The following is a 20168-nucleotide window of genomic DNA, read 5'->3' on the forward strand; positions in this document are numbered from 1 at the left end:
CTCGGGTGCTCCCTCGCTCGGCACGCCCGGACGAGCAAGCTCGCCGGGCGGCCTCACTCGGTCGCATAGCGGCTCCGGCGGCTCGACCAGCGAGCAAAGCGGCTCGGCCAGCGGAGCAAAGCGGCTCGACCAGCAGCGGTCAGTCAGAGAAGCCCGGCGACCTTCTCCCCAGTTTCGGCGGACCCAGGGTTCTGCCCGGTGACAAGGTTTCCATCGACGACCGCGTACGAGACAAACGGAAGCTTGGCCTTCGCGTACGGCGCACCACGTTTTCTTGGCCTCCTCTTCGCAGCCTCTGACCCGTCGAGCAGTGTCATTCAACGCCGGATAGGGAGCGTTTGGATGCGGTAGGTTGCCAATATGCTCATCATCGCGATCATCCTGTTCGGCATCGTGGCAGGCGGCGTGGCACAACTCGTTCTCGGTCGATCGATGAAGGAGATCGATTGGACCACCGCGGCGGTGACGGGCCTCCTGGGCTCCTTCGTCGGTGGCCTGGGGCTCAGCCTCGCGACCGGCAACGGCCTCGACCTCCACCCGACCGGGTTGATCGGGTCGATCCTGGGAGCCCTGCTCCTCACATGGGCGTGGGGGTTCTGGCGCCGGTCGCGTCAGAGCCGGTGATCATCGGAGCCTCCGAGCGGCACGCCCACCCCACCCGCTACGGGTGATGCCGCCGAGCCATGACCGTTCGAGAGTGGAATCTCAACCACCAAGGAGCGGATGTCATGGAAGACGAGACCAACACCCCAGACGTCGAGGTGAGCGCGGCCTCCGTGTCCGACGGCGCCTACACCCTCATCATCGCGGACTTCAGTGACACGGACATGGCGTGGGAGGCGTACGAGGCGCTCAAGTCGGCCGAGGACGGCCGCAGCGTCGAGATCGAGGGCGTCATCGTGGTCAGGCGCTCGGCCGAGGGCAAGCTGGAGATCCAGAAGGCAACCGACCACAGCACGAAGTCAGGGCTCAAGTGGGGCGTCGTCGGCGGCATCGCGCTCGGCGTGATCTTCCCGCCGTCGATCCTCGGCAGCGCGGCAGTGGCCGGCGGTGCCGGAGCCTTCGTCGGAAAGCTGCGGCAGCGCCACCACAACCACGAGCTCGAGCAGAAGCTCGAGAATGCGATCACACCAGGACACTCCGGCCTGCTCGCCCTGGTTTCGGACCCCGGCGAGGTCAAGATCCGCAAGGCCCTCGAGCGGGCGGAGACCATCGTCGAGTCCACTGTCGCGAAGGTCGAGGCAGAGGACATCAAGGCCGCCGCCAAGGAAGTCCAGGGCGCCCACGCCTGAGCCACTGACGGCGAGCGTCCGTCCGTCGACCAGGCTCAGACGACGTCGCGGCGCAGGGATACAGCAGCGGCCAGCACCGAGGAGGCCAGGGCGTAGCCGAGGAGCACGAGCGCGCCCACCAGCGGCGCTTGGACGACGGGGCCACTCACGCCCGCCTCGGCCGCGATCATCTCCAACAGCGCGGTCGACCCGGTGAGCGCCGCGGTGGCTCCACCAGGAAGGAAGGGATAGACGATGTTGGCTCCAGGGAGAATCATCATCAGGTTCTCCATGAAGTAGAAGTAACCCAGCGTGATCCCGATCGCGAGCAGCTGGTGCCGCGCAACGGCTCCGATGCCGACGCCCAGCAGCATGTAGATGGCTGCGGCCACGCCGTACCTCGCCGTGGTGCCGAGAATGGCGTCGAGCCCGAGCCCCGGCTCGATCCCGTGTACTGAGGTCCCTGCGTAGATCCCGGCGACCGCTGAGAGCGCCATGATCCCCCCGTACGCCAGGCCAAGACCCCCATAGGCGATCAGCTTGGCCACCAGCACCCGACCGCGCTTCGGCACCGCGAGGAAGGTGGTGGCTACGGTCCGATGCCGGTATTCGCCCGTGATCGCCACAGTGCCGATCAGCGCAGGCACGAAGAGGGCGACGCCGAGGAGGCTCACGACTCCGGACACGCCCGCGACAGTGTCCAACCCAGGCATCGGCGGAGTGGCGTTCTCCGGCCCGGTCAAGGCGACGAGACCGGTGAGCAGGCCACCGCACGCCACCGCGGCCACCAGCGTCCACAGGGGCAGCCGGGTCCTGGTCAGCCGCACGACCTCACCTCGGATCGCGTCCTTCAGCTGTCGCATGCCATCTCCTCCTCGATCATGCTCAGGTAGGCCTCCTCGAGTGAGGCGTGTTCACCGGTGAAGTCGCTCAGGGAACCGGACCAGAGCGTGCGGCCGCTCTCGACGAGCACCAGGTCGTCGATGACCTGCTGCAGCTCGGTGAGCACATGACTGGACACGAGCACCGTCCCGCCGGCATCGGCGAAGGCTCGCAGCAGACGGCGCAGCCAGACGATGCCCGAAGGGTCCAGGCCGTTGGTCGGCTCGTCGAGGATCAGCCCAGATGGTTGCCCCAACAGGGCCGTCGCCAATGCCAGCCGCTGGCGCATCCCGGTCGAGAAGCCCCGGACTCGTCGGCGCGACGCGGAGCGCAGGCCGGTCTCCTCGAGCACTTGCTCGACCCGATCGCCGGGCACACCGATCAGGGCGGCCTGAGTCTGCAGGTGCCCGCGGGCGGTCATTCCCGGATGGGCGCCGGCCAGGTCGCCGACGACGCCCAGCACTCGGGACGGACAGCTCAATGCGGTGTAGGGCACCTCATCGATCGTCGCCGTCCCCTGATCCGCACGGGCAAGTCCGGTGAGGATGCGCAAGGTCGTGCTCTTGCCCGCGCCGTTCGGCCCGATGAAGCCGGTCACCCGCCCAGGCCGGGCGACCAGATCGACCCGGGTCAGCGCCGACACCGACCCGAAGGACTTGGCCAGCCCCTCGGCCCGCAACGTCGGGCCGGAGAGCACCCCGCTCCCCTCCGCCGCCACACCCGCAGCCACACCCGCAGCCACGGCAGCACTCATGGCCGAACCAGAGCGTCGAGCTCTGCCGCCAGCTCGACAGCCTCCGGAGCGCTGACCAGCAGCTCGTCGAAGCCAGCACCGACCTCCCGGTCGCGCGACCGGATCCGCAGCAGGGGCAGCCCACGCGTCATCGAGACCAGCCTGCGGGTGCCATCGGGATGCCGAAAGGTGCCCAGCTTGCGAAACCCGGATATCACCAGGCCAGAACGCCAGCCCAAGATCTCAGAGCTCCAGCCCGGCAGCACCTCCACCGAGTCGACGGCGCTGATGGCGATGGAGTAGCTCGCGCGGCCCGCCACCAGCCGCTCCCAACCAGGAAAGGCGAGCGTCAGCACGCGGTCCTGGACATTGAGGATGGTCATCTCATCTCCTAGAATATAACCAGATCAGGAACATTCTAAGAATGAGAATAATGGAGGCCACATGCCGTCGCAAGGCAATATCTCCGAGGTCGTAGCGCATCCCGTACGACTTCGGATCCTGCAGGCGGTGGGTGGTCGCGACCTGACCACCGCCCAGCTCCGGGAGCTGCTGACAGATGTCCCCCAGGCAACGCTGTACCGACACATCGCCACACTCGTCGAAGCCGGCTTCCTCGCCGTAGCGTCGGAGCGGCGGGTACGAGGCACTGTCGAGCGCACCTACACGCTGGGTGAGCGGATGGCTCACGTCGAGCAGGCCGAGCTGGCGACACTCTCCGACGAGCAGATCCGAGCCGGCTTCCTTGCCTTCATCGGCGAGCTGCTTCGTACGTTCGAGGGCTCACTCGGCCTCGGCGAGGTGACTCGCAGCCACCTCGGGTTCGGCACGGGCGCGCTGTACGTCGACGAGGAGGACCTCGCGCGGATCCAGCAAGGATTCAACGAGCTCATCGCCCCCTACGCCGGCGAGGCGGCCGGGAAGCAGCGCGTGATGCTGTCCACCGCGCTCCTGCCCACCGAGTAGTGCTGTATGTCCCGGTGACACCGGGCCTCAGCTGACGACCTTCAGGTCGCGCTCGGTGTTGTTCAGACGCCTGCCGCCCTCGCCGGTGACCGTGACGATGTCCTCGATTCGGACTCCGAACTCCCCGGGGAGGTAGATCCCGGGCTCGACGGAGAAGCACATCCCAGGCACCAGCGGCTGCTCCTCGCCCTCGATCATGTACGGCGGTTCGTGCGTCGTGGTGCCGATGCCGTGCCCGGTGCGATGGATGAACCGCTCGCCGTACCCCGCGTCCGTGATCACCTTTCGAGCGGCCCGGTCGATCTCCTGGCAGGCAACGCCTGGGCGGACCGCTTCGACTCCTGCCTGCTGCGCCGCGCGGACGACCTCGTGGACCTCGCGGATCAGAGCGGAAGGTTCGCCCACGCACACCGTGCGACTGGTGTCCGAGCCGTAGCCGTGCATCAGCCCACCGAAGTCGAGGACGATCGCATCGCCGACCTCGATGGTGCGGTCGCCGGCCTCGTGGTGAGGGTTCGCGCCGTTGGGCCCCGAGCCGACCACCGTGAAGTCGACCTGCTCGTGCCCGAACTCACGCAGCAGGCGGGCCAGGTCAGCAGCCACGTCGGTCTCCTTCCGGCCGGCGAACCGGACTCCGAGGATCTGCTCGTAGACCGCGTCCGCGGCGGCCCCGGCGGCCGCCAGCCGGGCGAGCTCTTTGGCATCCTTCACCGCTCGCAGCATGGGGAGGGCCTGCGTCAGCGACCGGTAGGAGGACTCGGGCAACGCGTGCTGCAGCCCGAGCAGGTGCATCGCCCAGGCGGAGTCGGCGATTCCCATCGTCGCGTGGGCGGGGATCAAGGCGCTGGCGCGCGCGAACGGATCCTCACCGTCCACCCAGTCGACGATCGAGAGACCCGGTGCGCCCACGGCACTCTCGGCGTCCGGCCGCTCCAGGGTCGGCACCAGCAGCGTCGGCTGCCGGCCGGGTGCCAGGACGAGCACCGTCAACCTCTCGGTGATGGCCGTGGGCCGGTAGCCGGTGAGCCATACCAGGTCAGGACCGGGCGTCACGAGCAGCCCGTCCAGCCCCGCGGCGGTCGCGTCGGCCACCGCACGGCTCATCCGAGCCGTGTAGTCCTCGGTCGTGATCGGCACTGGTGACTGCGTCGTGGTCATCGTGTCCTCCTGGTACGGACGATAACCACACAGGGTCAGGCACGAATCATCCGTTGAGGATGATCCACCCGCGCGAGCGTCATTCCTAGCCTGAGCCATCAGCTGCCGTCGCTTTTCGCAAGGAGTGATGAGGATGACCAGATCTTGCAGGATCCCCGCCCCGCTGCGGTGGTCGCCATGAGCGCAGGGGACGCAGCAGCGGACCTGGCAACACGAGCCAAGATCCCGCCTACCGCCTGGATCTCGTGGGTGGCACTGGCGATGATGACCACGAGTTCGGTCGCCAGCCTGCGGGCGGCGCCGACGATGGCGGTCTACGGCCTGGCCTGCGTGTTCTTGTACCTGCTCCCGGCCATCGTGTTCCTGCTGCCGACCTCACTGGTCTCCGCGGAGCTCGCATCGGGGTGGGAAGGCGGCATCTACAAGTGGGTCTCGGAGGGGATCTCCAAGCCGATGGGCTTCCTGGCGGTGTGGTGCCAGTTCGCCATGACGATCTTCTACTACCCGAGTCTGCTGGGGTTCGTGGCGAGCACCCTCGCGTACGTGTTCAATCCGGAGCTGGCCAGCAGTGGGGTATGGACCGCGTGCGTGATCATCGTCGTGTACTGGTCCGGTGTCTGGATCTCCTCACGTGGCACCAAGGGAGTCGCGGGTCTCGCCAGCGGCGGCCTGATCATCGGAACCCTGATCCCGGGCGTCGTACTGATCCTTCTCGGCATCGTCTTCCTCGGGCAGGGCAACGAGTCCGCGGCGCCGATGACCTCCGAGAACATCTTCCCGGTGTGGGCCGGGCTCGCGAGCCTCGTGCTCATCGTCAACAACTTCCTCTCCTACTCGGGCATGGAGATGAACGCGGTTCACGTGTCCTCGCTGAAGAACCCGGGCAAGGAGTTCCCGAAGTCGATGTTCCTGGCCATGGGCCTGGTCCTTGCGATCTTCATCCTCCCGGCGCTGGCGATCAGCTGGATCGTGCCCGCTGAGGAGCTGTCCCTCACCGCTGGTGTGATGCAGGCCTTCGACGCGGTCTTCGCGAACTTCGGCTGGCAGTGGCTGACCCCGGTCGTGGGCATCATGTTGGTCACCGCCTCCCTCGGCGGCATGCTGACCTGGCTGGCCGGGCCTTCGAAGGGCCTGCTGCTGATCTCGCGCCAGGAGGGTTACCTACCGCCCTTCCTGCAGAAGCTCAACAAGAACGGTGTCCAGCAGAACATCCTGGTTGTCCAGGGGCTGATCACCACCGTGATCGGCTTGGCCTACGCGCTGATCCCGGACGTGTCCAGCGCGTACTGGATCTTCTCCGTCATCACCACCCAGGTCTACCTGATCATGTACCTGCTGATGTTCGTGGCCGCGATCCAGCTGCGCCGTAAGCATCCCGACCACCCGCGCGGCTACCGCGCACCCATGCTGGTCGGGATGTGCGGCATCGGCTTCGCGGCCTCCCTTGCCGCCCTGCTCGTCGGCTTCATCCCGCCATCGCAGTTCTCGTCCGGCAACTCCGGTGTCTACTTCGCCATCGTCGGCGGCGGCGCACTCGGACTCGGGCTCCTCGTCCCGTTCCTGTTCTACCGGTTCCGCAAGCCCACGTGGAGGCAGCCTGAGCCCCAGGAGGTGACCCCGTCATGAGCACCCCGACGGAGACACAGAGCACGCGCGAACGCAGCTGGATCTACATCACCGCCTTGGTCGTCCTCGGCGTCCTCATCGTTGCCGGGCTGATCGCCTTCAGCTCGGCCCGGGAGACCCGCAACGCCGAGGAAAAGGCCGACGAGCTGATCGCGGCCCTCGAGGACGCGGGCGCTCGCACCCCGGACAGGGACCAGATCGTGCGGGTCCTGGGCGAGGACGGTGGGGCGACCTGCGAGAACCCGAACGACGCGCTGAGTCGCGCCGTACTGCTGTCGCAGCTATCGAACGGGGCAACCGGCCCTGGGGCGCGCCCGGTGGTCGCCGACAGCCGAGTCTTCCAGGGCCAGATGCTGATCATCGAGATCTACTGCCCCGAGGAGCTGGACGACTTCCAGGAGTTCGTCGACGACCTCAAGACCGATGGCGTGGCGGGTGAGTGAGACATGGATCTGAGGAGCCGCATCGCTGAGCTCATGCCCCAGGCGCGGGAGGAGCTGGCCGAGCTGGTCGCCATCAAGTCGGTCGCCGACCCGCGCCAGTTCCCGCCCGAGGAGTGCCACCGTGCCGCGCAGTGGGTGCTCGACCACTTCGCAGCTCTCGGATTCGACGATGCCCGGCTGGCGGAGACCTCGGACGGGAGCAACGCTGTCGTGGGCTCTCGACAGTGCACGCGACCCGATGCGCCCACGGTGCTGCTGTACGCCCATTACGACGTGCAACCACCGCTCGACGACGCCGCCTGGCAGACACCGCCGTTCGAGCTGGTCGAGAAGGACGGGCGCTGGTACGGCCGCGGGACGGCGGACTGCAAGGGCAACATCCTCATGCACCTCCTGGCGCTCCGCGCCTTGGGGCAGGACGTGCCGGTGAACCTCAAGCTGGTCGTGGAGGGGTCCGAGGAGCAGGGCACCGGGGGTCTGGAGGCGTTCGTGGTCGACAACGCGGACCTGCTCCGCGCCGACACCATCCTGGTCTGCGACACCGGGAACGCGGCCGTCGGCCAGCCGGCGGCAACCGTCAGCCTGCGTGGCATGGTCAACGTGGTCGTAACTGTCGAGGCGCTGGCCTCGGAGGTGCACTCCGGCATGTTCGGCGGTGCGGCTCCGGACGCCCTCGCCGCCCTGATCGCGATGCTGGCCAGCCTGCGGGACCCAGCCGGCAACACCACCATCGAGGGGCTCGACAGCACCCGACGCTGGGAGGGTCAGCCGTACCCGCCCGAGCAGTTCCGCAGTGACGCAGGACTGCTTGACGGGGTGCAGCTGCTCGGTGACGGCTCGGTCTCGGACATGTTGTGGGCCCGACCGGCGGTCACGGTGCTCGGCATCGACTGCCCACCCGTGGTCGGCTCGGCGGCGGCGATCGTGCCCCAGGCCGCTGCGCGGCTGAACCTTCGCATCCCACCCGGGCTCGCTCCGGACGTGGCACAGAACGCGCTCGAAGCGCACCTCCGCCTGACCGCACCCTGGGGTGTCCACGTCACCATCGAGGTGGAAGCCACCGGCTCGCCGTTCCGGGCAACCACCGACGGACCGGCCTATCAGGCAATGGACGAGGCGATGCTCGAGGCCTACGCGAAGCCGATGGCGAGCCTCGGGCAGGGCGGCTCGATCCCGTTGTGCAACGTGTTCACCGACACCTACCCCGACGCCGAGATCATCCTGATGGGCGTGGAGGAGCCGCAGGCGTTGATCCACGCGCCGAACGAGAGCGTGGATCCGCGCGAGATCTCGTCCATGGCACTGACCGAGGCGCTGTTCCTGCAGCGCTACGCCTCCGTGACGACCTGACCGAGCTGCGTCCGACGGCTGGATCGACAACATCTTCTGCCGCATCCGAAATTCGCGCGGCGCCCTTAGGCTGAGCGACGTGGACCTTCCTGTGATGCCGCCGATCCTGCCGATGCTCGCGAAGCCCGCGAAGGGCGTGCCGACCGACGGTGGCTATGCGTTCGAGCCGAAGTGGGACGGGTTCCGGTGCATCGTGTTCAAGGACGGGGACGAGGTGGAGCTGGCGTCGCGGAACACCAAGCCGCTGACTCGCTACTTCCCCGAGGTGGCCGAGGCGCTGCGGAAGTCGCCGCCGGAGAAGATCGTGCTCGACGGGGAGATCTTCGTGGCGATCGGGGATCGGCTGGAGTTCGAGGTGCTGCAGCAGCGGATCCACCCGGCGGCGTCGCGGATCAGCCTGTTGGCGGAGGAGACGCCTGCTGCGTACGCGGCCTTCGATCTGCTCGCGCTGGGCGAGAAGTCGTTCCTCGACGAACCGCTGACGGAGCGACGGGCGGCACTGGAGGACGTCTTCGCGGCGGTGGCCGCGGACAACGTCCATCTGTGCACGACGACGACCGATCCCGAGGTCGCCCAGGACTGGTTCACCCGGTTCGAGGGCGCCGGGCTGGACGGGGTGATGGCCAAGCCGCTGGACGCCCCCTACGTCCCCGACAAGCGGACCATGCTGAAGATCAAGCACTCGCGTACGGCTGACGTGGTCCTGGCCGGCTACCGCGAGCACAAGACCTCCACGCCGGAGAACCCGCTGCTCGGGAGCCTGCTCCTGGGCCTGTACGCCCCCGGGGAGGACGGTCAGCCGGAGCTGCAGCACATCGGGGTCTCGGCGTCCTTCACCGCCGCGCGACGCGCCGAGCTGTGGCAGGAATTGCAGAAGCTCGTCGTCCCGATCGAGGACCACCCGTGGGGACGCTGGAGCGAGTGGCTGACCGCCAATCCCGACCGCGTCCCCGGCACCCAGAGCCGCTGGTCGCAGGGGAAGGACCTGTCCTTCACCCCGCTGCGCCCGGAGCGGGTGCTCGAGGTGGGCTACGACCACATGGAGGGACGCAGGTTCCGGCACACCGCTCAGTTCAAGCGCTGGCGCCCCGACCGCGACCCGGAGTCGTGCGGCTACGAGCAGCTCGAGGAACCCGTGGCGTACGATCTGTCGGAAGTGCTCGGAGGTCCCTGCTAAACAGCACAGTTAAATCCGGCTAGGGTCGGAGCCATGAGCTACGACGTCGTTCTCCTTGTCGAGCAGGCAATCACCCTCGACGACGCGACCCGGGTCCACTCCCTCCACGAGGGAGTCGAGGACCCGGTCTACCACGTGCTGCTGCCCCTGGAGGACGCCGCCGCACGGATCGAGTCGGCGATGGGCACGCTCAGCGCGGCCGAATACCTCGGCTCGGCGATGATGATGAACGAGATCGACCTCGACGCGGTGCGCGAGGAGGCCAAGGACGAGGCCGAGAAGGCGCTCGAGCAGACCCTGAAGGTCCTGAAGACCTCCGGCGCGTCCGCCCACGGCGAGCTCGTCCAGGACCCGGTCAAGGCGCTGCGCGCCAAGGTCGCGGCCGTCGACGGCCGGGAGGCGATCATCATGACCCGCCCGCACGTGGTCGCCGAGTTCTTCCACGTCGACTGGACCCACCAGGCCCGCCGCCACCTTCACGTCCCGGTGCTGCACCTGATCGAGCACGAGAACTTCGACGAGCAGGCCGGCGAAGGCGAAGGAATCAGCGGCATGTGAGCCGTTTCGTCCGCATGACAACCGAAAACCTCAGCAGTGACAGGCAACACACCAAAGGTTACCGCTCTGTTACCGGCCTCACGTGGCAGTTGTGGCTCGCATTCCCCTAGTATCTTGGGGTTCGCTGTTCCGGGGGGATCCAGCGACGAGGAAGTGCCTGCTCGTGCGATCGGGGGATCCGCGCTGAGCGGGCACTTCTGCTATCCGCTCACTCCTTCCGTGCCTTGTTCAACGCGCTCGTGCGCTGGTTCACCCAGTCCGACATCGTGTCGATCGCCGTCTCCAGGTCCTCGGCACTCAACGAGTCACTGGTCGGCACCGACTCGGCAAGCCCGTTGAGGGTGTCGGCGGCCGTACCGTCGGCGTACACCTTGTCGAACAGTTCCCAGTACGCCTCGGTGTAGACGCCCTTCAGGTCATCGGACGCCAGGAACCGTTCCTTGAGCGCGTTCCCACCGCGGATGCCACCGGCCTGCTGCGTACGTTCCGGGGCCGCGCCTTCCTGCGCACCGCCCTCGTCCTCGGCCGCACGATTCCCGCCCCCGAACATGCCGCCACCCATGCCAGCGCCCATGCCGGTCTCGTCGTCGGGACCGGCAGTGGCGTCACCCTGCATGGCGAGGTTGAGGTCCCAGGAGATCACCGAGAGCTTCTCGGAATCCAGGTCGTACCAGAGGTAGTAGTTCTGGCCCGGACCGCCCATGTCGTCGCCGTTGACGATCAGGTTCTGCATCGCCAGATAGCTCGCCAGCGAGTCCACGTCGACCCACTGGTCGAGGTCGGCGGCGAACTCCTCGTCGTCGGCCTCGTCCATCCACTTCAGGAAGTCGATGATCGGTTGCAGGGTGCCGTCGTCACTGGCGTTGATCTGCTTGAACTGGTCGCTGTAGGACGACTGGTCGTCGTCGACGTAGGCCAGTTGCGAGGAGGCGTCCGCCTTGTAGAGGTAGCCGGGCGAGTCGAACAGGTTGTTCGCCATGTTCTCGTCCGGGTGAGCGAGCAGCAGACGGGTCGTCGTGTCGCTGCCGTTGACCGAGTAGACCGCGTACCCGTAGTCCTGGGTCGGCAGGTCGGCCGCCTTGGTCAGCGAGAGGGCCATCGCCTCATTGATGACCGGGCTGCCGGGGCGTACGGAGATCTCGGTCATGCCCTGGTAGGCACGGCCCTCGACGTTCTCGTTGAAGCTGAGCAGCAGCGGGAGCGAGGTCGGGTCGTCGGCGGAGGCCTGTGACATCGCACCCATCCCGCCACCGCCCGGTCCGCCCGCCATCCCGCCTTCGGGCATCTCCATGCCCTCAGGAGGTTCCATGCCCTCGGGCATCTGCATGCCCTCGGGCATCTCCATCCCTTCGGGGAGCTCCATCCCTTCGGGAGGCTGCATGCCGCCCCGGCCTGGACCACCCTCACCAGCGGCTCCACCGGTGCCGCGCAGGCCCATCAGGGTCGAGTTTCCCTTGAGCCGCACCGCGACGTCGTTGATGACGGTCCCGTCGATGGTCACCGTGGCGGTGACCCACTTCTTCTCGCCGTCCTTCTGGTAGCTCTCGACCATGTCGTCGTACTCGACGTCGGTGATGTCGATGGAGACCTCGTGGTCGACCGAGGGGTCGAACAGGTCGACGGTGCCGGCGAGGTCCTCGGTGATGTCGGCGGCGGCGATCTCGACGTCGCCGGTGATGTAGGGCTTGATCCCCACATCTTTGAGCGTGACCACCAGCGCGAGGGAGAAGACGCCCAGGAGGGCGACGAGCTTCCAGTGCTGGCGCCAGGATCGCGGCAGCCGGTGCCGGAGGCGCTTGCGCGGCACCGGCTGCGGCGCGACGTTGTCGGGTTCGGCCATCACAGATCGGTCTGGTCGTAGCCCGTCAGCACGGTGACGCGCTGGCCGCTGTTGACCGCGGAGAGTGCCTGCAACAGCTCACGCGAGCTGCTGCCCTTCTTCAGTTGCGCGGTGTAGTAGAGCTCGATCAGTGCCCCGGAGCGTACGGACTCGGTCGAGACCAGCTCGAAGTCGGAGCAGTGCTGGATCATCAGGTCCTCGACGATCGAGGTGTACTCCGGCTCCGGCGGCACCTGGACCTTGACCACCTGACGCTGTACGTCGAGCTTGAACCAGTTGAACTTGTTCATCAGGACGAGCACGAGGCAGATCATCACCGTGGCCGCGATCGCGAGCAGGTAGAACCGGGTGCCGGTCGTCATCCCGATCGCCATCACCAAGAAGATGAAGCCGACGTCGCGGGTCTCCTTCACGGCGTTGCGGAACCGGATCACCGACAGCGCGCCCACCAGCGCGAACGCCCGGGCGATGTTGGAGCCGACGACGAGCATGATGAGCGAGACGACCATGCCCGCGAGCACCAGCGTCTGGACGTACGACTGGCTGTAGGAGACGTTCTTGTGGGTGGCCCGGTAGACGTAGCCGATGATCGCCGACAGCACGAACGACAGCGTCAGCGACGCCACGATGTCGAAGACGGTGAACGTGGAGCTGAGATCTTGGAAATCGAGATTCATGAGAGCTTCCTGTGCAGTGATCGCTGAGGAGGTCAGCGAGAGGTGATGAGATCGGTGGACGGGGCGAGGACGTTCTCGGCCGAGCCGTAGCGTGAGCTCGGGGCGAGGGAGAAGGCCTCGACTGATTGGCAGTACTTCGAGATCCGGACCACCGACATGTCGAGGCGTGCGGTCAGGTCGGTCGCCCAGTAGGGCACCCGCTCGTTGGCCTTGAGCTCGACGATCGCCAGCTTCGGCGGGATCAGGAACCGGTTCTCCGCGCTGGAGGCGAAGTGGAAGTCGCGGTCGCGGCCGTGCACGCGGTGGTCGATGGTGACGCGCAGGCCGAGGTCGGCCTCACGCCCGATGAACGCCTCGCGCTGATAGCCGGTGGTGACGATCGGACGCAGGTCGAGATTGCCGACCAGCGACGTGACCTCGTTGACGAAGCCTCGTGAGGTGCCGCTCACGTCGAGGTCGAGCTCCTCGCGCTCGTCGAGCCAGCGCCGCGCCTGCTCGTAGGGCAGCGACAGGCGGCGCTTCTGGGTCACCCGGCTCACCCGCTGCTTGATCTCGACATGGACCGGGGTCTCCTCGGCGCAGCTGGCCGGCTGGCCGTAGAGCCGCATCCGGAGCTTGCGGCGGAACCGGAGCCCCTCGATCTTCTCCCAGTAGAACCGCAGATCCGCGGTGTCGTAGTAGACCGACGTCACCGGGTAGCCGCCCAGTGGCGAGTACGGATCGGCCTCCATCCGGGCCTCGAGCTCCTCGCGCAGCTGGGCGACCTTCAGCTCGTCGATCAGATACTTGATCTCGTAGCGGTTGAAGGCGTGCAACCGGCTCGCTGTCTCCGCATAGCCGGTGGGCTGCGTCGGAGCGTCCTCGGCTTCCATCTCATCGTGCTTGACGCCTCGGCGTCGGCTCAACCAACCCATTCAGTTCTTCCTCCCGGGAGAGTCACTCATGCGACTCCGGGAGTTCACCGGTCGTTCATGTCTTCGGGCTGTGCCGAACCTGTGATGAGCCTGTCAACGAGCCGGAGAGAGGCCGATCACTCGATGCGGTTGCCGTCCTCGTCCCAGTGGGACGCGACCTTCTTGCTCGGCTGCACCCGCGGCGGCTCCCCCGGCATCTTCGGGTAGTCGGGCGGGAAGTTGAGCTCACCTCCTGGCAGCTTCTCCCACAGTTCGAGCAGGGGCGTGAGGTCGTACGCCTCGTCGTCGATCTCCGCCCAGCGGTCGCCGTCGGCGAGGAGGTCGGGGACGGTGAAGAGGTTGAGCTCGCGCGGGTCCTTCAGGTCGGCCAGCTCGTCCCAGGTGAGCGGCGTGGAGACCGGGGCGCCGGGCTTGGGACGCAGCGAGTAGGCCGAGGCGATGGTTCGATCTCGGTTGTTCTGGTTGAAGTCGACGAAGATGCGCTCGCCGCGCTCCTCCTTCCACCACGCGGTGGTCACTCCCCCGTCGCGACGCTCGAGCTCACGGCCGAACCCGATCGCGGCGTGACGCAGCTCCTCGAAGGTCCACTCCGGCCGGATGCGTACGTAGATGTGTACGCCGCGGTTGCCGCTGGTCTTCGCGAAACCGCGCAGGCCGAGCTCCTCGAGGGTCTCCCGGGCGACGCCGGCGACCCGCAACACGTCGGCGAAGTCGGTGCCCGGCTGGGGGTCGAGGTCGATGCGCAGCTCGTCGGGGTGATCGACATCAGTGCGGCGGACGGGCCAGGGGTGGAAGGTGAGCGCGCCCATCTGGGCGCACCAGACCGGGACAGCGGGCTCGGTGGGGCAGATCTCTCGCGCCTTACGCCCGCTCGGGAAGGTGATCTCGACCTCTTCGAGGTAGTCGGGGGCACCCTTGGGCGTGCGCTTCTGGTAGAAGCCGTCACCCTCTTTGTCGGTCGGGCCGGTGGCCAGCTTCATGCCCTCGCGCCAGCCGTCGGGCCAGCGCTCCAAAGCCGTCGGGCGAGCCCGCAGCGCACGCATCAGCGGGTCGCCGACGGCCGCGAAGAACTCCGCGACCATCAGCTTGGTGACCTCGGGGGTGCGGTCGGTCGCCTCGTAGATCACCCGGTCGGGGCTGGAGATCCGCACCTCGCGCTCGCCTGCCTGCACGTGTGCCGCCGGTGTCTTCGCCATGGCGCCAACCTAGCCCGCTCCAAGCCCCTCCCCCAGCGAAATCGCCCGGACGTCATCCGCAACTCACTGGCCAGTACGTCTTGAGACCGGCATGATCCGCTCCAACGTACGGCGAACGCCACGATCTCGGAGGACCCCCACATGTCGACTCGAACCACGGCGCTGAGCGCCGCCACGGCGGCCCTGGCCGCCGTCATCGCCCTCGGCCTCACCAGCACTCCCTCGACCGCGAGCACCAGCCCGGCCTGCGGGACCGTCGCCGCGCCCGACACCCGGGTGGAGCACACCCGGCTCACCGACCCGACGGTGACCGACATCCTGGCCCGATCCGGGTTCGACGGCGTCGCAGGCGCGGTGAGGACGGCCGTCTGCGACGCCGGCAGCAGCAGGGCCGCCACTGCTGCGGCACGGCTCGCCGGCCAAGCGCTGTGGCAGCGCGCGGTCGACCGCGTGCAGGGCCGCGGCGACGCCGGTGGCGACCTGCCGCGCAGCGACGACCGGCCGCTCTACTGGGCCCGGCTCGCGGGTGAGCTGGAGATCGCGCGAGTCGCTCCCGCGTACCGGACCTGGTCCGAGGACGCCCGGGCGAAGGTGCTGGCGGCCTTCGACCGGAGCTCGCGCGGGATCGAGTCGGCCGCCTTCGCCCGTGGCGAGTCCGGCCGGTCACGGCAGGTGCTGGCCTCCGGCTTCGACCCGTTCACCCTCGATCGCAACATCCGCCAGTCGAACCCGTCCGGGGCGACGGCGCTGGCGATGGACGGGCGCGTTGTCCAGACGGCGAAGGGTCCCGTCGAGATCCAGACCGTGGTGTTCCCGGTGCTGTGGGAGCCGTTCGCGCAGGGCATGGTCGAGCGCGCGTTCCTGCCACACCTGGTCCCCGGCAAGCGCGACGTGGACACCGCCATCACCATCAGCCAGGGCCGCGCGGGCCGTTTCGACCTGGAGGTCTGGAACGGCGCCCATCGCGGCACCTTCCCCGACAACGACCGCGTCAGCGTCGACGAGACGATCCCGATTCCCGAGGGCGTACCTCATGCCGACCCGCAGCCGCAGTGGACCCGGACCACGCTGCCGGTCGAGGCGATGAAGGCTGCCGCGCCCGGCACCTTCCCGGTGAACATCAACCGGATCGTCACCGAGATCCCGGCCGGATCGACCGCGCCGGTCACCCGGGAGGACCCGACGCCGGGCTCCACGGCGGTCGCCGGTGGCGGCGGTGACTACCTGTCCAACGAGTCGGCCTACCGCACCACCGCCCTCCGCGACGCGCTCCGGGCCGACACCAAGCAGGGTCACATCCACGTACCGGTGCTCGACGGGGACGCCAGCGGCGAACCGCTGGCCGACATGCGGGCAGACATCGTGGCCCAGGCTCTCGATCTCGTGGCGGCTGCGGCGACGAGCTGATCCGGAGATGGCCTGAAAGAGATGGCCCGAAGGAACTAGCCGTCTCCTGCACCGTTTTCATGCCCCCGGGCGTACTGAGGGCATGAAAACAGCAAAGGTCAGGCCTATCTCGGGTGCGGCCCTTGTGATTGTCAGCATCTTCGCCCTCGGCGCATGCGGCGGCTCGGACGGATCGGGCGGGTCCTCCGCCGACTCCGGCTCGGTCGAGTCGCTGGCCGACCAATCGGCAGGGAAGGCGGCAGGCCCGGAGATGGCCGCGGAGGACGCAGACGCGGCCGCCCCGAAGCAGGCCGTCGCGAAGGCGTCGATCATCTCCACGGGCTCGGTCGCGCTCGACGCGAAGGACGTCGGAAAGACCCGTACGCAGGTGCAGCAGATCTCCGACAGGTACGCCGGCCAGGTCACCGAGCAGGAGACCAGCGACAGCGACGACGACGGCCCCAGCTACGCACGAATGGTCCTCCGGATCCCATCGAAGTCGTTCGACGACGCGATGGCCGACCTCGAGGACACCGCCACCCTGGTCGACTCCAACACCACGACCACCGACGTCACCACCGAGGTCGTCGACACCGAGGTGCGGGTGAAGAACGCACGGACGAGCATCGAGCGGATCCGTACGCTCCTCTCCCGTGCCGAGGCGATCGGCGATGTCATCGCGATCGAGTCCGAGCTGGCCCGGCGCGAGGCCGACCTCAACTCGCTGCTCGCCCAGCAGGCGGCCCTCGAGGACCAGACCTCGCTGTCGACCATCACGGTCAACATCGACCGTGCCGGCCCCGGCGGCTCCTCCGACGACGACCCCGGCTTCCTGGCCGGGCTGAGCGCCGGCTGGGACGCCCTGGGCGATTCGGCCCGCGTCCTCGCGGTCGCCCTCGGCGCCATCATCCCGTGGACGCCGGTCGTCCTGCTCCTCCTCGCGCCCGTCTGGCTCCTGTCCCGACGCCGGAGGCAGGTGGCTGCGCCAATGGCCGAGCCGGTGCCGGCCGCCGGCCCGGCGGAGGAATAACCAGTCGAGATCGGGGTGCTCGGCGGCGTACGTTCTGAACATGAGCGCGCTCGAGCACCCTGGCCTCGTCTTCCGCAGCCTCGATCCCTTCGACGGGGACGAGGCCCTGTTGAAGGGGTGGTACGAAGGCACGCGTCGTGGCTTCCACCAGTCCCGAGGCAACGACGACGGCATCCAGGTCTGGCGCGACCACACCCGCTCCGACTCGGTGACGCTGCTGGGGGCGTGGACGGAGAGCTCGGAGTTCTCCTCGGCCACGATTCCGGTCGCGACGTTCTCGTCCTGGACCTCGCCGGTCAACGTGGGCGGCGGTGTCAGCCTGCCGACGCTGCTGATCAGCGACGTGACCGTCTCCCCGACCCACCGGCGCCAGGGCCTGCTGCGCAAGCTGATGACGGTCTCGCTGGCCGACGCGGTCGCCGCCGGCGTTCCGCTGGCGGCGCTGACCGTCTCGGAGGGGTCGATCTACGGCCGGTTCGGATTCGGCACGGCCACCCATCTGCGCCAGGTCGAGGTCGACGTCACCGCGAAGTTCCGCTACCGCCCCGAGGTGCCTGAGGACGACGGTTCGGTGACCCTGGTCGAGCCGGCCGACGCCTGGAAGACGGTCGCCGAGATCTACGGCACCTTCCAGGAGCGCACCCGCGGATCGGTCACCCGGCCGCAGTTCTACGAGCCCTGGCTCTCCAGCGCCTACGACTTCGGCGGCGACTCGAAGGGCGAGTCGAAGCAGCGCGCCGTGCTGCACCTGGACGCCTCCGGCACGCCCGACGGCTACGCGATCTACAAGACCGCCGACGAGCGCAACGACTCCGGGCTGCGGATGGCGCGGGTCGTCGACCTGGTCGCGCTGACCCCGGCGGCCTACCTGCGGCTGTGGCGGTTCCTCGCCGACATCGACCTCGTCGAGCGGGTCAGCTGGCACCGGGCGCCGGTGCAGGATCCGCTCTACTGGGCGCTCGCCGAGCCGTTCGCGGTCAAGAGCGCCGAGCTCGACGACATGCTGTGGATGCGCGTGCTCGATGTGCCGGCCGCCCTGCAGGCACGACCCTGGTACGCCTCCGGCGAGGTCGTCCTCGGCGTCGACGATCCGCTCGGGCACGCTGCCGGTGCCTGGCGGGTCGCGGTGAGTGACGGCGTCGCGGAGGTCACCCCGACCGATGCCGCGCCGACCGTGGAGCTGGCCGCGGACACCCTCGGCGCCCTGTATCTCGGCGGCGTCGACGTACGCATCCTGGCGGCTGCCGGCCGGATCACAGGCTCGCCCGAGGCGATCGAGACCTGGGCGGCGATGGCCGACGGCGGCCCGCTGCCCTACTGCATCACCGGCTTCTGAGCCTCCCCGGTTTCTGAGCCCTCAAGGGCGTCCGGGCTCGGCGCCGATCAGGGTGATCCGGTCGCCGCGAAAGTGGTAGTGGTGCATCGCGTCCAACCTCGGTGCGTACGCGTGCAGGCTGATCGCCGGGCGCGAGCCGACGTTGCGTACGTCATGGACGTGGCCGGCGTCGTGCGCCCGGGCGTCGCCGGGGCCGACGTCGGCGATCTGCAGGCCACCGAGCCAGTTGTGCTCGACCAGGCTGCCGGTGAGCACGGTGAAGGCGGTGGTCGCGGTGCCGTGGTCGTGGAAGCCGGTGCTGGCGCCCGGCGACCAGGCGATCAGCCAGACCTCGACCTTGTCGTCGCGGTGGAGCAGGTGGAACTCGCGCCCGGTCGCGGGCGCCTGCACCCGCGCGAGCAGGTCGTCGTCGGCGTAGGTGCGGATGGCGTCCAGCAGGGGCTGCATGGCAAGGGCAGTCAAGGTGGCCTCCTCCAGAAGCGTCGTGGGTTTAAGTATAGTAGATGACTCAACTTTGGCAATGGAGTTGTGCTCCCACCCCAGACGTACCATTTGAGCCATGGGTTACAACGTGGAGAAGTCCGACGAGGAGTGGCGCGCAGAGCTGTCGCCCGAGGAGTACGCGGTGCTGCGCCAGGCAGGCACCGAGCGGGCGTTCACGGGTGAATACACCGACACCGAGACCAAGGGCGTCTACTCGTGCAAGGCCTGCAAGGCCAAGCTGTTCGAGTCCGACACCAAGTTCCACTCCGGCTGCGGCTGGCCGTCGTTCTACCAGCCGATCAGCGACACGATCGAGTACATCGAGGACAAGTCGCACGGGATGGACCGGGTGGAGGTCCGCTGCGCCAACTGCGGCTCCCACCTCGGCCACGTCTTCCCCGACGGCTACGGCACCCCGACCGGCGACCGGTTCTGCATCAACTCGATCTCGATCTCGCTGGAGCCTGCCGAGACGAACTGAGCGAGGTCGAGCGGCGAGCTTGCTCGTCCGCTCGCGCCGAGCGAGGGAGTGAGCGCACGAAGTGCGCACCAGGCCTGACCCGGCTAGCGTTGCGCCGTGACTGTGCGGATCGCGATGTGGTCAGGACCGAGAAATCTATCCACGGCGCTGATGCGCTCGTTCGAGAACCGGCCGGACTGCACGGTCCTCGACGAGCCGCTGTACGCCGCCTACCTCGCGGCCACGGGCCTCGATCATCCGGGCCGTGACGACGTGCTCGCCTCCCAGCCGAACGACTGGCGGGTGGTGGCCAAGGAGATCACGTCCGGGCCGGTCGGCTCGGACGTGCAGTACCAGAAGCACATGACCCATCACCTGCTCCCGGAGATGGACCACGGCGCCTTCGCCGGGCTCTCGCACGCCTTCCTGGTCCGGGACCCGGAGCGGGTGCTGACCTCGTACGCCAAGGTCCGCGAGGAGCCGACGCTGGAGGACCTCGGGCTGCCGCAGCAGGTAGCGCTCTTCGAGGAGTTCGGCGGGCCCGTGGTCGATGCCGCCTCGATCCTGGCCTCGCCGCGGGCGGCTCTCGCCGGGCTGTGCGAGGCCTTGGGAATCGGCTTCGACGAGGCGATGCTGTCGTGGCCGGCCGGCCGGCGCGACTCCGACGGGGTGTGGTCCCCGC

23 protein-coding genes are annotated in these 20168 nt (G+C 68.2%); 13 read left to right on the top strand and 10 right to left on the bottom strand.

The window, feature by feature from the left end:
• Positions 1 to 143: 143 nt before the first annotated feature.
• Positions 144 to 317, bottom strand: coding sequence for a hypothetical protein (locus ACFX43_RS06365; protein ID WP_378818389.1), 174 nt, complete (start codon positions 315 to 317; stop codon positions 144 to 146).
• A gap of 43 nt (positions 318 to 360) precedes the next feature.
• On the opposite strand from ACFX43_RS06365, the gene ACFX43_RS06370 reads away from it, so the two are divergent.
• Together ACFX43_RS06370 and ACFX43_RS06375 are read left to right on the top strand one after the other, a co-directional pair.
• Positions 361 to 624 (top strand): GlsB/YeaQ/YmgE family stress response membrane protein, encoded by a 264-nt coding sequence (locus ACFX43_RS06370; protein ID WP_378818391.1) that lies wholly within the window; start codon positions 361 to 363, stop codon positions 622 to 624.
• Between the two features lie 104 nt (positions 625 to 728).
• Positions 729 to 1292: a DUF1269 domain-containing protein gene (locus ACFX43_RS06375; RefSeq protein WP_378818394.1), complete on the top strand. Its 564-nt coding sequence runs from the start codon at positions 729 to 731 to the stop codon at positions 1290 to 1292.
• A gap of 35 nt (positions 1293 to 1327) precedes the next feature.
• On the opposite strand, the gene ACFX43_RS06380 is transcribed toward ACFX43_RS06375, so the two are convergent.
• Genes ACFX43_RS06380 through ACFX43_RS06390 form a run of 3 tightly spaced genes read right to left on the bottom strand, consistent with a single transcriptional unit; the run spans position 1328 to position 3269 of the window.
• Complete coding sequence (locus ACFX43_RS06380; RefSeq protein ID WP_378818396.1) at positions 1328 to 2134, bottom strand: ABC transporter permease; 807 nt, start codon at positions 2132 to 2134, stop codon at positions 1328 to 1330.
• Complete coding sequence (locus ACFX43_RS06385) at positions 2122 to 2907, bottom strand: ABC transporter ATP-binding protein (RefSeq protein ID WP_378818399.1); 786 nt, start codon at positions 2905 to 2907, stop codon at positions 2122 to 2124. Before ACFX43_RS06385 ends, ACFX43_RS06380 begins: the two co-directional genes overlap by 13 nt.
• The gene (locus ACFX43_RS06390) at positions 2904 to 3269 is read right to left on the bottom strand and encodes a hypothetical protein (protein WP_378818402.1); all 366 of its coding nucleotides are present in this window, start codon (positions 3267 to 3269) and stop codon (positions 2904 to 2906) included. The genes ACFX43_RS06385 and ACFX43_RS06390 overlap by 4 nt, the downstream gene beginning before the upstream one ends.
• Before the next feature lie 61 nt (positions 3270 to 3330).
• Here ACFX43_RS06390 and ACFX43_RS06395 point away from each other — a divergent pair, with 61 nt between their 5' ends.
• Positions 3331 to 3852: a helix-turn-helix domain-containing protein gene (locus ACFX43_RS06395; protein WP_378818405.1), complete on the top strand. Its 522-nt coding sequence runs from the start codon at positions 3331 to 3333 to the stop codon at positions 3850 to 3852.
• Positions 3853 to 3879: 27 nt separating this feature from the next.
• Here the strand turns inward: ACFX43_RS06395 and ACFX43_RS06400 are convergent, their stop codons facing one another.
• Positions 3880 to 5010, bottom strand: a complete 1131-nt coding sequence (locus ACFX43_RS06400) for an aminopeptidase P family protein (RefSeq protein WP_378818407.1) — start codon at positions 5008 to 5010, stop codon at positions 3880 to 3882.
• Positions 5011 to 5187: 177 nt separating this feature from the next.
• Here ACFX43_RS06400 and ACFX43_RS06405 point away from each other — a divergent pair, with 177 nt between their 5' ends.
• The 5 genes from ACFX43_RS06405 (at position 5188) to ACFX43_RS06425 (ending at position 10164) form a co-directional block, all read left to right on the top strand.
• The gene (locus tag ACFX43_RS06405) at positions 5188 to 6636 is read left to right on the top strand and encodes an APC family permease (RefSeq protein WP_378818410.1); all 1449 of its coding nucleotides are present in this window, start codon (positions 5188 to 5190) and stop codon (positions 6634 to 6636) included.
• Positions 6633 to 7079: a hypothetical protein gene (locus tag ACFX43_RS06410; RefSeq protein WP_378818412.1), complete on the top strand. Its 447-nt coding sequence runs from the start codon at positions 6633 to 6635 to the stop codon at positions 7077 to 7079. Before ACFX43_RS06405 ends, ACFX43_RS06410 begins: the two co-directional genes overlap by 4 nt.
• Before the next feature lie 3 nt (positions 7080 to 7082).
• Positions 7083 to 8429 (top strand): dipeptidase, encoded by a 1347-nt coding sequence (locus ACFX43_RS06415; protein ID WP_378818414.1) that lies wholly within the window; start codon positions 7083 to 7085, stop codon positions 8427 to 8429.
• A gap of 79 nt (positions 8430 to 8508) precedes the next feature.
• Entirely contained in the window at positions 8509 to 9606 is a 1098-nt protein-coding gene (locus tag ACFX43_RS06420; protein ID WP_378818417.1) for an ATP-dependent DNA ligase, read from the top strand.
• 33 nt (positions 9607 to 9639) lie between these two features.
• Positions 9640 to 10164: a hypothetical protein gene (locus ACFX43_RS06425; RefSeq protein WP_355017819.1), complete on the top strand. Its 525-nt coding sequence runs from the start codon at positions 9640 to 9642 to the stop codon at positions 10162 to 10164.
• Between the two features lie 208 nt (positions 10165 to 10372).
• Here the strand turns inward: ACFX43_RS06425 and ACFX43_RS06430 are convergent, their stop codons facing one another.
• From ACFX43_RS06430 to ACFX43_RS06445, 4 genes are all read right to left on the bottom strand, one after another.
• A complete protein-coding gene (locus tag ACFX43_RS06430; RefSeq protein WP_378818420.1) occupies positions 10373 to 12004 on the bottom strand; it encodes a CotH kinase family protein in 1632 nt (543 codons plus the stop codon).
• On the bottom strand, positions 12004 to 12681 hold the full coding sequence (locus ACFX43_RS06435; protein ID WP_378818423.1) for a DUF4956 domain-containing protein: 678 nt from the start codon (positions 12679 to 12681) through the stop codon (positions 12004 to 12006). Before ACFX43_RS06435 ends, ACFX43_RS06430 begins: the two co-directional genes overlap by 1 nt.
• A 32-nt stretch (positions 12682 to 12713) precedes the next feature.
• Positions 12714 to 13595: a polyphosphate polymerase domain-containing protein gene (locus ACFX43_RS06440; RefSeq protein ID WP_378818426.1), complete on the bottom strand. Its 882-nt coding sequence runs from the start codon at positions 13593 to 13595 to the stop codon at positions 12714 to 12716.
• Between the two features lie 116 nt (positions 13596 to 13711).
• Positions 13712 to 14791, bottom strand: coding sequence for a DNA polymerase domain-containing protein (locus tag ACFX43_RS06445; protein WP_378818429.1), 1080 nt, complete (start codon positions 14789 to 14791; stop codon positions 13712 to 13714).
• Between the two features lie 141 nt (positions 14792 to 14932).
• Here ACFX43_RS06445 and ACFX43_RS06450 point away from each other — a divergent pair, with 141 nt between their 5' ends.
• From ACFX43_RS06450 to ACFX43_RS06460, 3 genes are all read left to right on the top strand, one after another.
• Positions 14933 to 16198: a hypothetical protein gene (locus tag ACFX43_RS06450; RefSeq protein ID WP_378818432.1), complete on the top strand. Its 1266-nt coding sequence runs from the start codon at positions 14933 to 14935 to the stop codon at positions 16196 to 16198.
• A 124-nt stretch (positions 16199 to 16322) separates the two neighbouring features.
• The gene (locus tag ACFX43_RS06455; protein WP_378818434.1) at positions 16323 to 17207 is read left to right on the top strand and encodes a DUF4349 domain-containing protein; all 885 of its coding nucleotides are present in this window, start codon (positions 16323 to 16325) and stop codon (positions 17205 to 17207) included.
• A 40-nt stretch (positions 17208 to 17247) separates the two neighbouring features.
• Complete coding sequence (locus tag ACFX43_RS06460; RefSeq protein WP_378818437.1) at positions 17248 to 18543, top strand: GNAT family N-acetyltransferase; 1296 nt, start codon at positions 17248 to 17250, stop codon at positions 18541 to 18543.
• Between the two features lie 21 nt (positions 18544 to 18564).
• Here the strand turns inward: ACFX43_RS06460 and ACFX43_RS06465 are convergent, their stop codons facing one another.
• A complete protein-coding gene (locus tag ACFX43_RS06465) occupies positions 18565 to 19005 on the bottom strand; it encodes a cysteine dioxygenase (RefSeq protein WP_378818439.1) in 441 nt (146 codons plus the stop codon).
• A gap of 97 nt (positions 19006 to 19102) precedes the next feature.
• Here ACFX43_RS06465 and msrB point away from each other — a divergent pair, with 97 nt between their 5' ends.
• A complete protein-coding gene (gene msrB, locus ACFX43_RS06470; RefSeq protein ID WP_378818442.1) occupies positions 19103 to 19507 on the top strand; it encodes a peptide-methionine (R)-S-oxide reductase MsrB in 405 nt (134 codons plus the stop codon).
• Positions 19508 to 19603: 96 nt separating this feature from the next.
• Positions 19604 to 20168 (top strand): HAD family hydrolase (locus tag ACFX43_RS06475; RefSeq protein ID WP_378818444.1); only part of this gene is annotated, 565 nt, incomplete at its 3' end.

Source organism: Nocardioides sp. YIM B13467 (assembly GCF_042788075.1).
Taxonomy (GTDB): domain Bacteria; phylum Actinomycetota; class Actinomycetes; order Propionibacteriales; family Nocardioidaceae; genus Nocardioides.

Bases quoted from the DNA above. Each gene is read 5' to 3' on its own strand.
- ACFX43_RS06365 (WP_378818389.1), bottom strand. From the start codon at position 317: ATGACACTGCTCGACGGGTCAGAGGCTGCGAAGAGGAGGCCAAGAAAA.
- ACFX43_RS06370 (WP_378818391.1), top strand. From the start codon at position 361: ATGCTCATCATCGCGATCATCCTGTTCGGCATCGTGGCAGGCGGCGTG.
- ACFX43_RS06375 (WP_378818394.1), top strand. From the start codon at position 729: ATGGAAGACGAGACCAACACCCCAGACGTCGAGGTGAGCGCGGCCTCC.
- ACFX43_RS06380 (WP_378818396.1), bottom strand. From the start codon at position 2,134: ATGCGACAGCTGAAGGACGCGATCCGAGGTGAGGTCGTGCGGCTGACC.
- ACFX43_RS06385 (WP_378818399.1), bottom strand. From the start codon at position 2,907: ATGAGTGCTGCCGTGGCTGCGGGTGTGGCTGCGGGTGTGGCGGCGGAG.
- ACFX43_RS06390 (WP_378818402.1), bottom strand. From the start codon at position 3,269: ATGACCATCCTCAATGTCCAGGACCGCGTGCTGACGCTCGCCTTTCCT.
- ACFX43_RS06395 (WP_378818405.1), top strand. From the start codon at position 3,331: ATGCCGTCGCAAGGCAATATCTCCGAGGTCGTAGCGCATCCCGTACGA.
- ACFX43_RS06400 (WP_378818407.1), bottom strand. From the start codon at position 5,010: ATGACCACGACGCAGTCACCAGTGCCGATCACGACCGAGGACTACACG.
- ACFX43_RS06405 (WP_378818410.1), top strand. From the start codon at position 5,188: ATGAGCGCAGGGGACGCAGCAGCGGACCTGGCAACACGAGCCAAGATC.
- ACFX43_RS06410 (WP_378818412.1), top strand. From the start codon at position 6,633: ATGAGCACCCCGACGGAGACACAGAGCACGCGCGAACGCAGCTGGATC.
- ACFX43_RS06415 (WP_378818414.1), top strand. From the start codon at position 7,083: ATGGATCTGAGGAGCCGCATCGCTGAGCTCATGCCCCAGGCGCGGGAG.
- ACFX43_RS06425 (WP_355017819.1), top strand. From the start codon at position 9,640: ATGAGCTACGACGTCGTTCTCCTTGTCGAGCAGGCAATCACCCTCGAC.
- ACFX43_RS06430 (WP_378818420.1), bottom strand. From the start codon at position 12,004: ATGGCCGAACCCGACAACGTCGCGCCGCAGCCGGTGCCGCGCAAGCGC.
- ACFX43_RS06435 (WP_378818423.1), bottom strand. From the start codon at position 12,681: ATGAATCTCGATTTCCAAGATCTCAGCTCCACGTTCACCGTCTTCGAC.
- ACFX43_RS06440 (WP_378818426.1), bottom strand. From the start codon at position 13,595: ATGGGTTGGTTGAGCCGACGCCGAGGCGTCAAGCACGATGAGATGGAA.
- ACFX43_RS06445 (WP_378818429.1), bottom strand. From the start codon at position 14,791: ATGGCGAAGACACCGGCGGCACACGTGCAGGCAGGCGAGCGCGAGGTG.
- ACFX43_RS06450 (WP_378818432.1), top strand. From the start codon at position 14,933: ATGTCGACTCGAACCACGGCGCTGAGCGCCGCCACGGCGGCCCTGGCC.
- ACFX43_RS06460 (WP_378818437.1), top strand. From the start codon at position 17,248: ATGAGCGCGCTCGAGCACCCTGGCCTCGTCTTCCGCAGCCTCGATCCC.
- msrB (WP_378818442.1), top strand. From the start codon at position 19,103: ATGGGTTACAACGTGGAGAAGTCCGACGAGGAGTGGCGCGCAGAGCTG.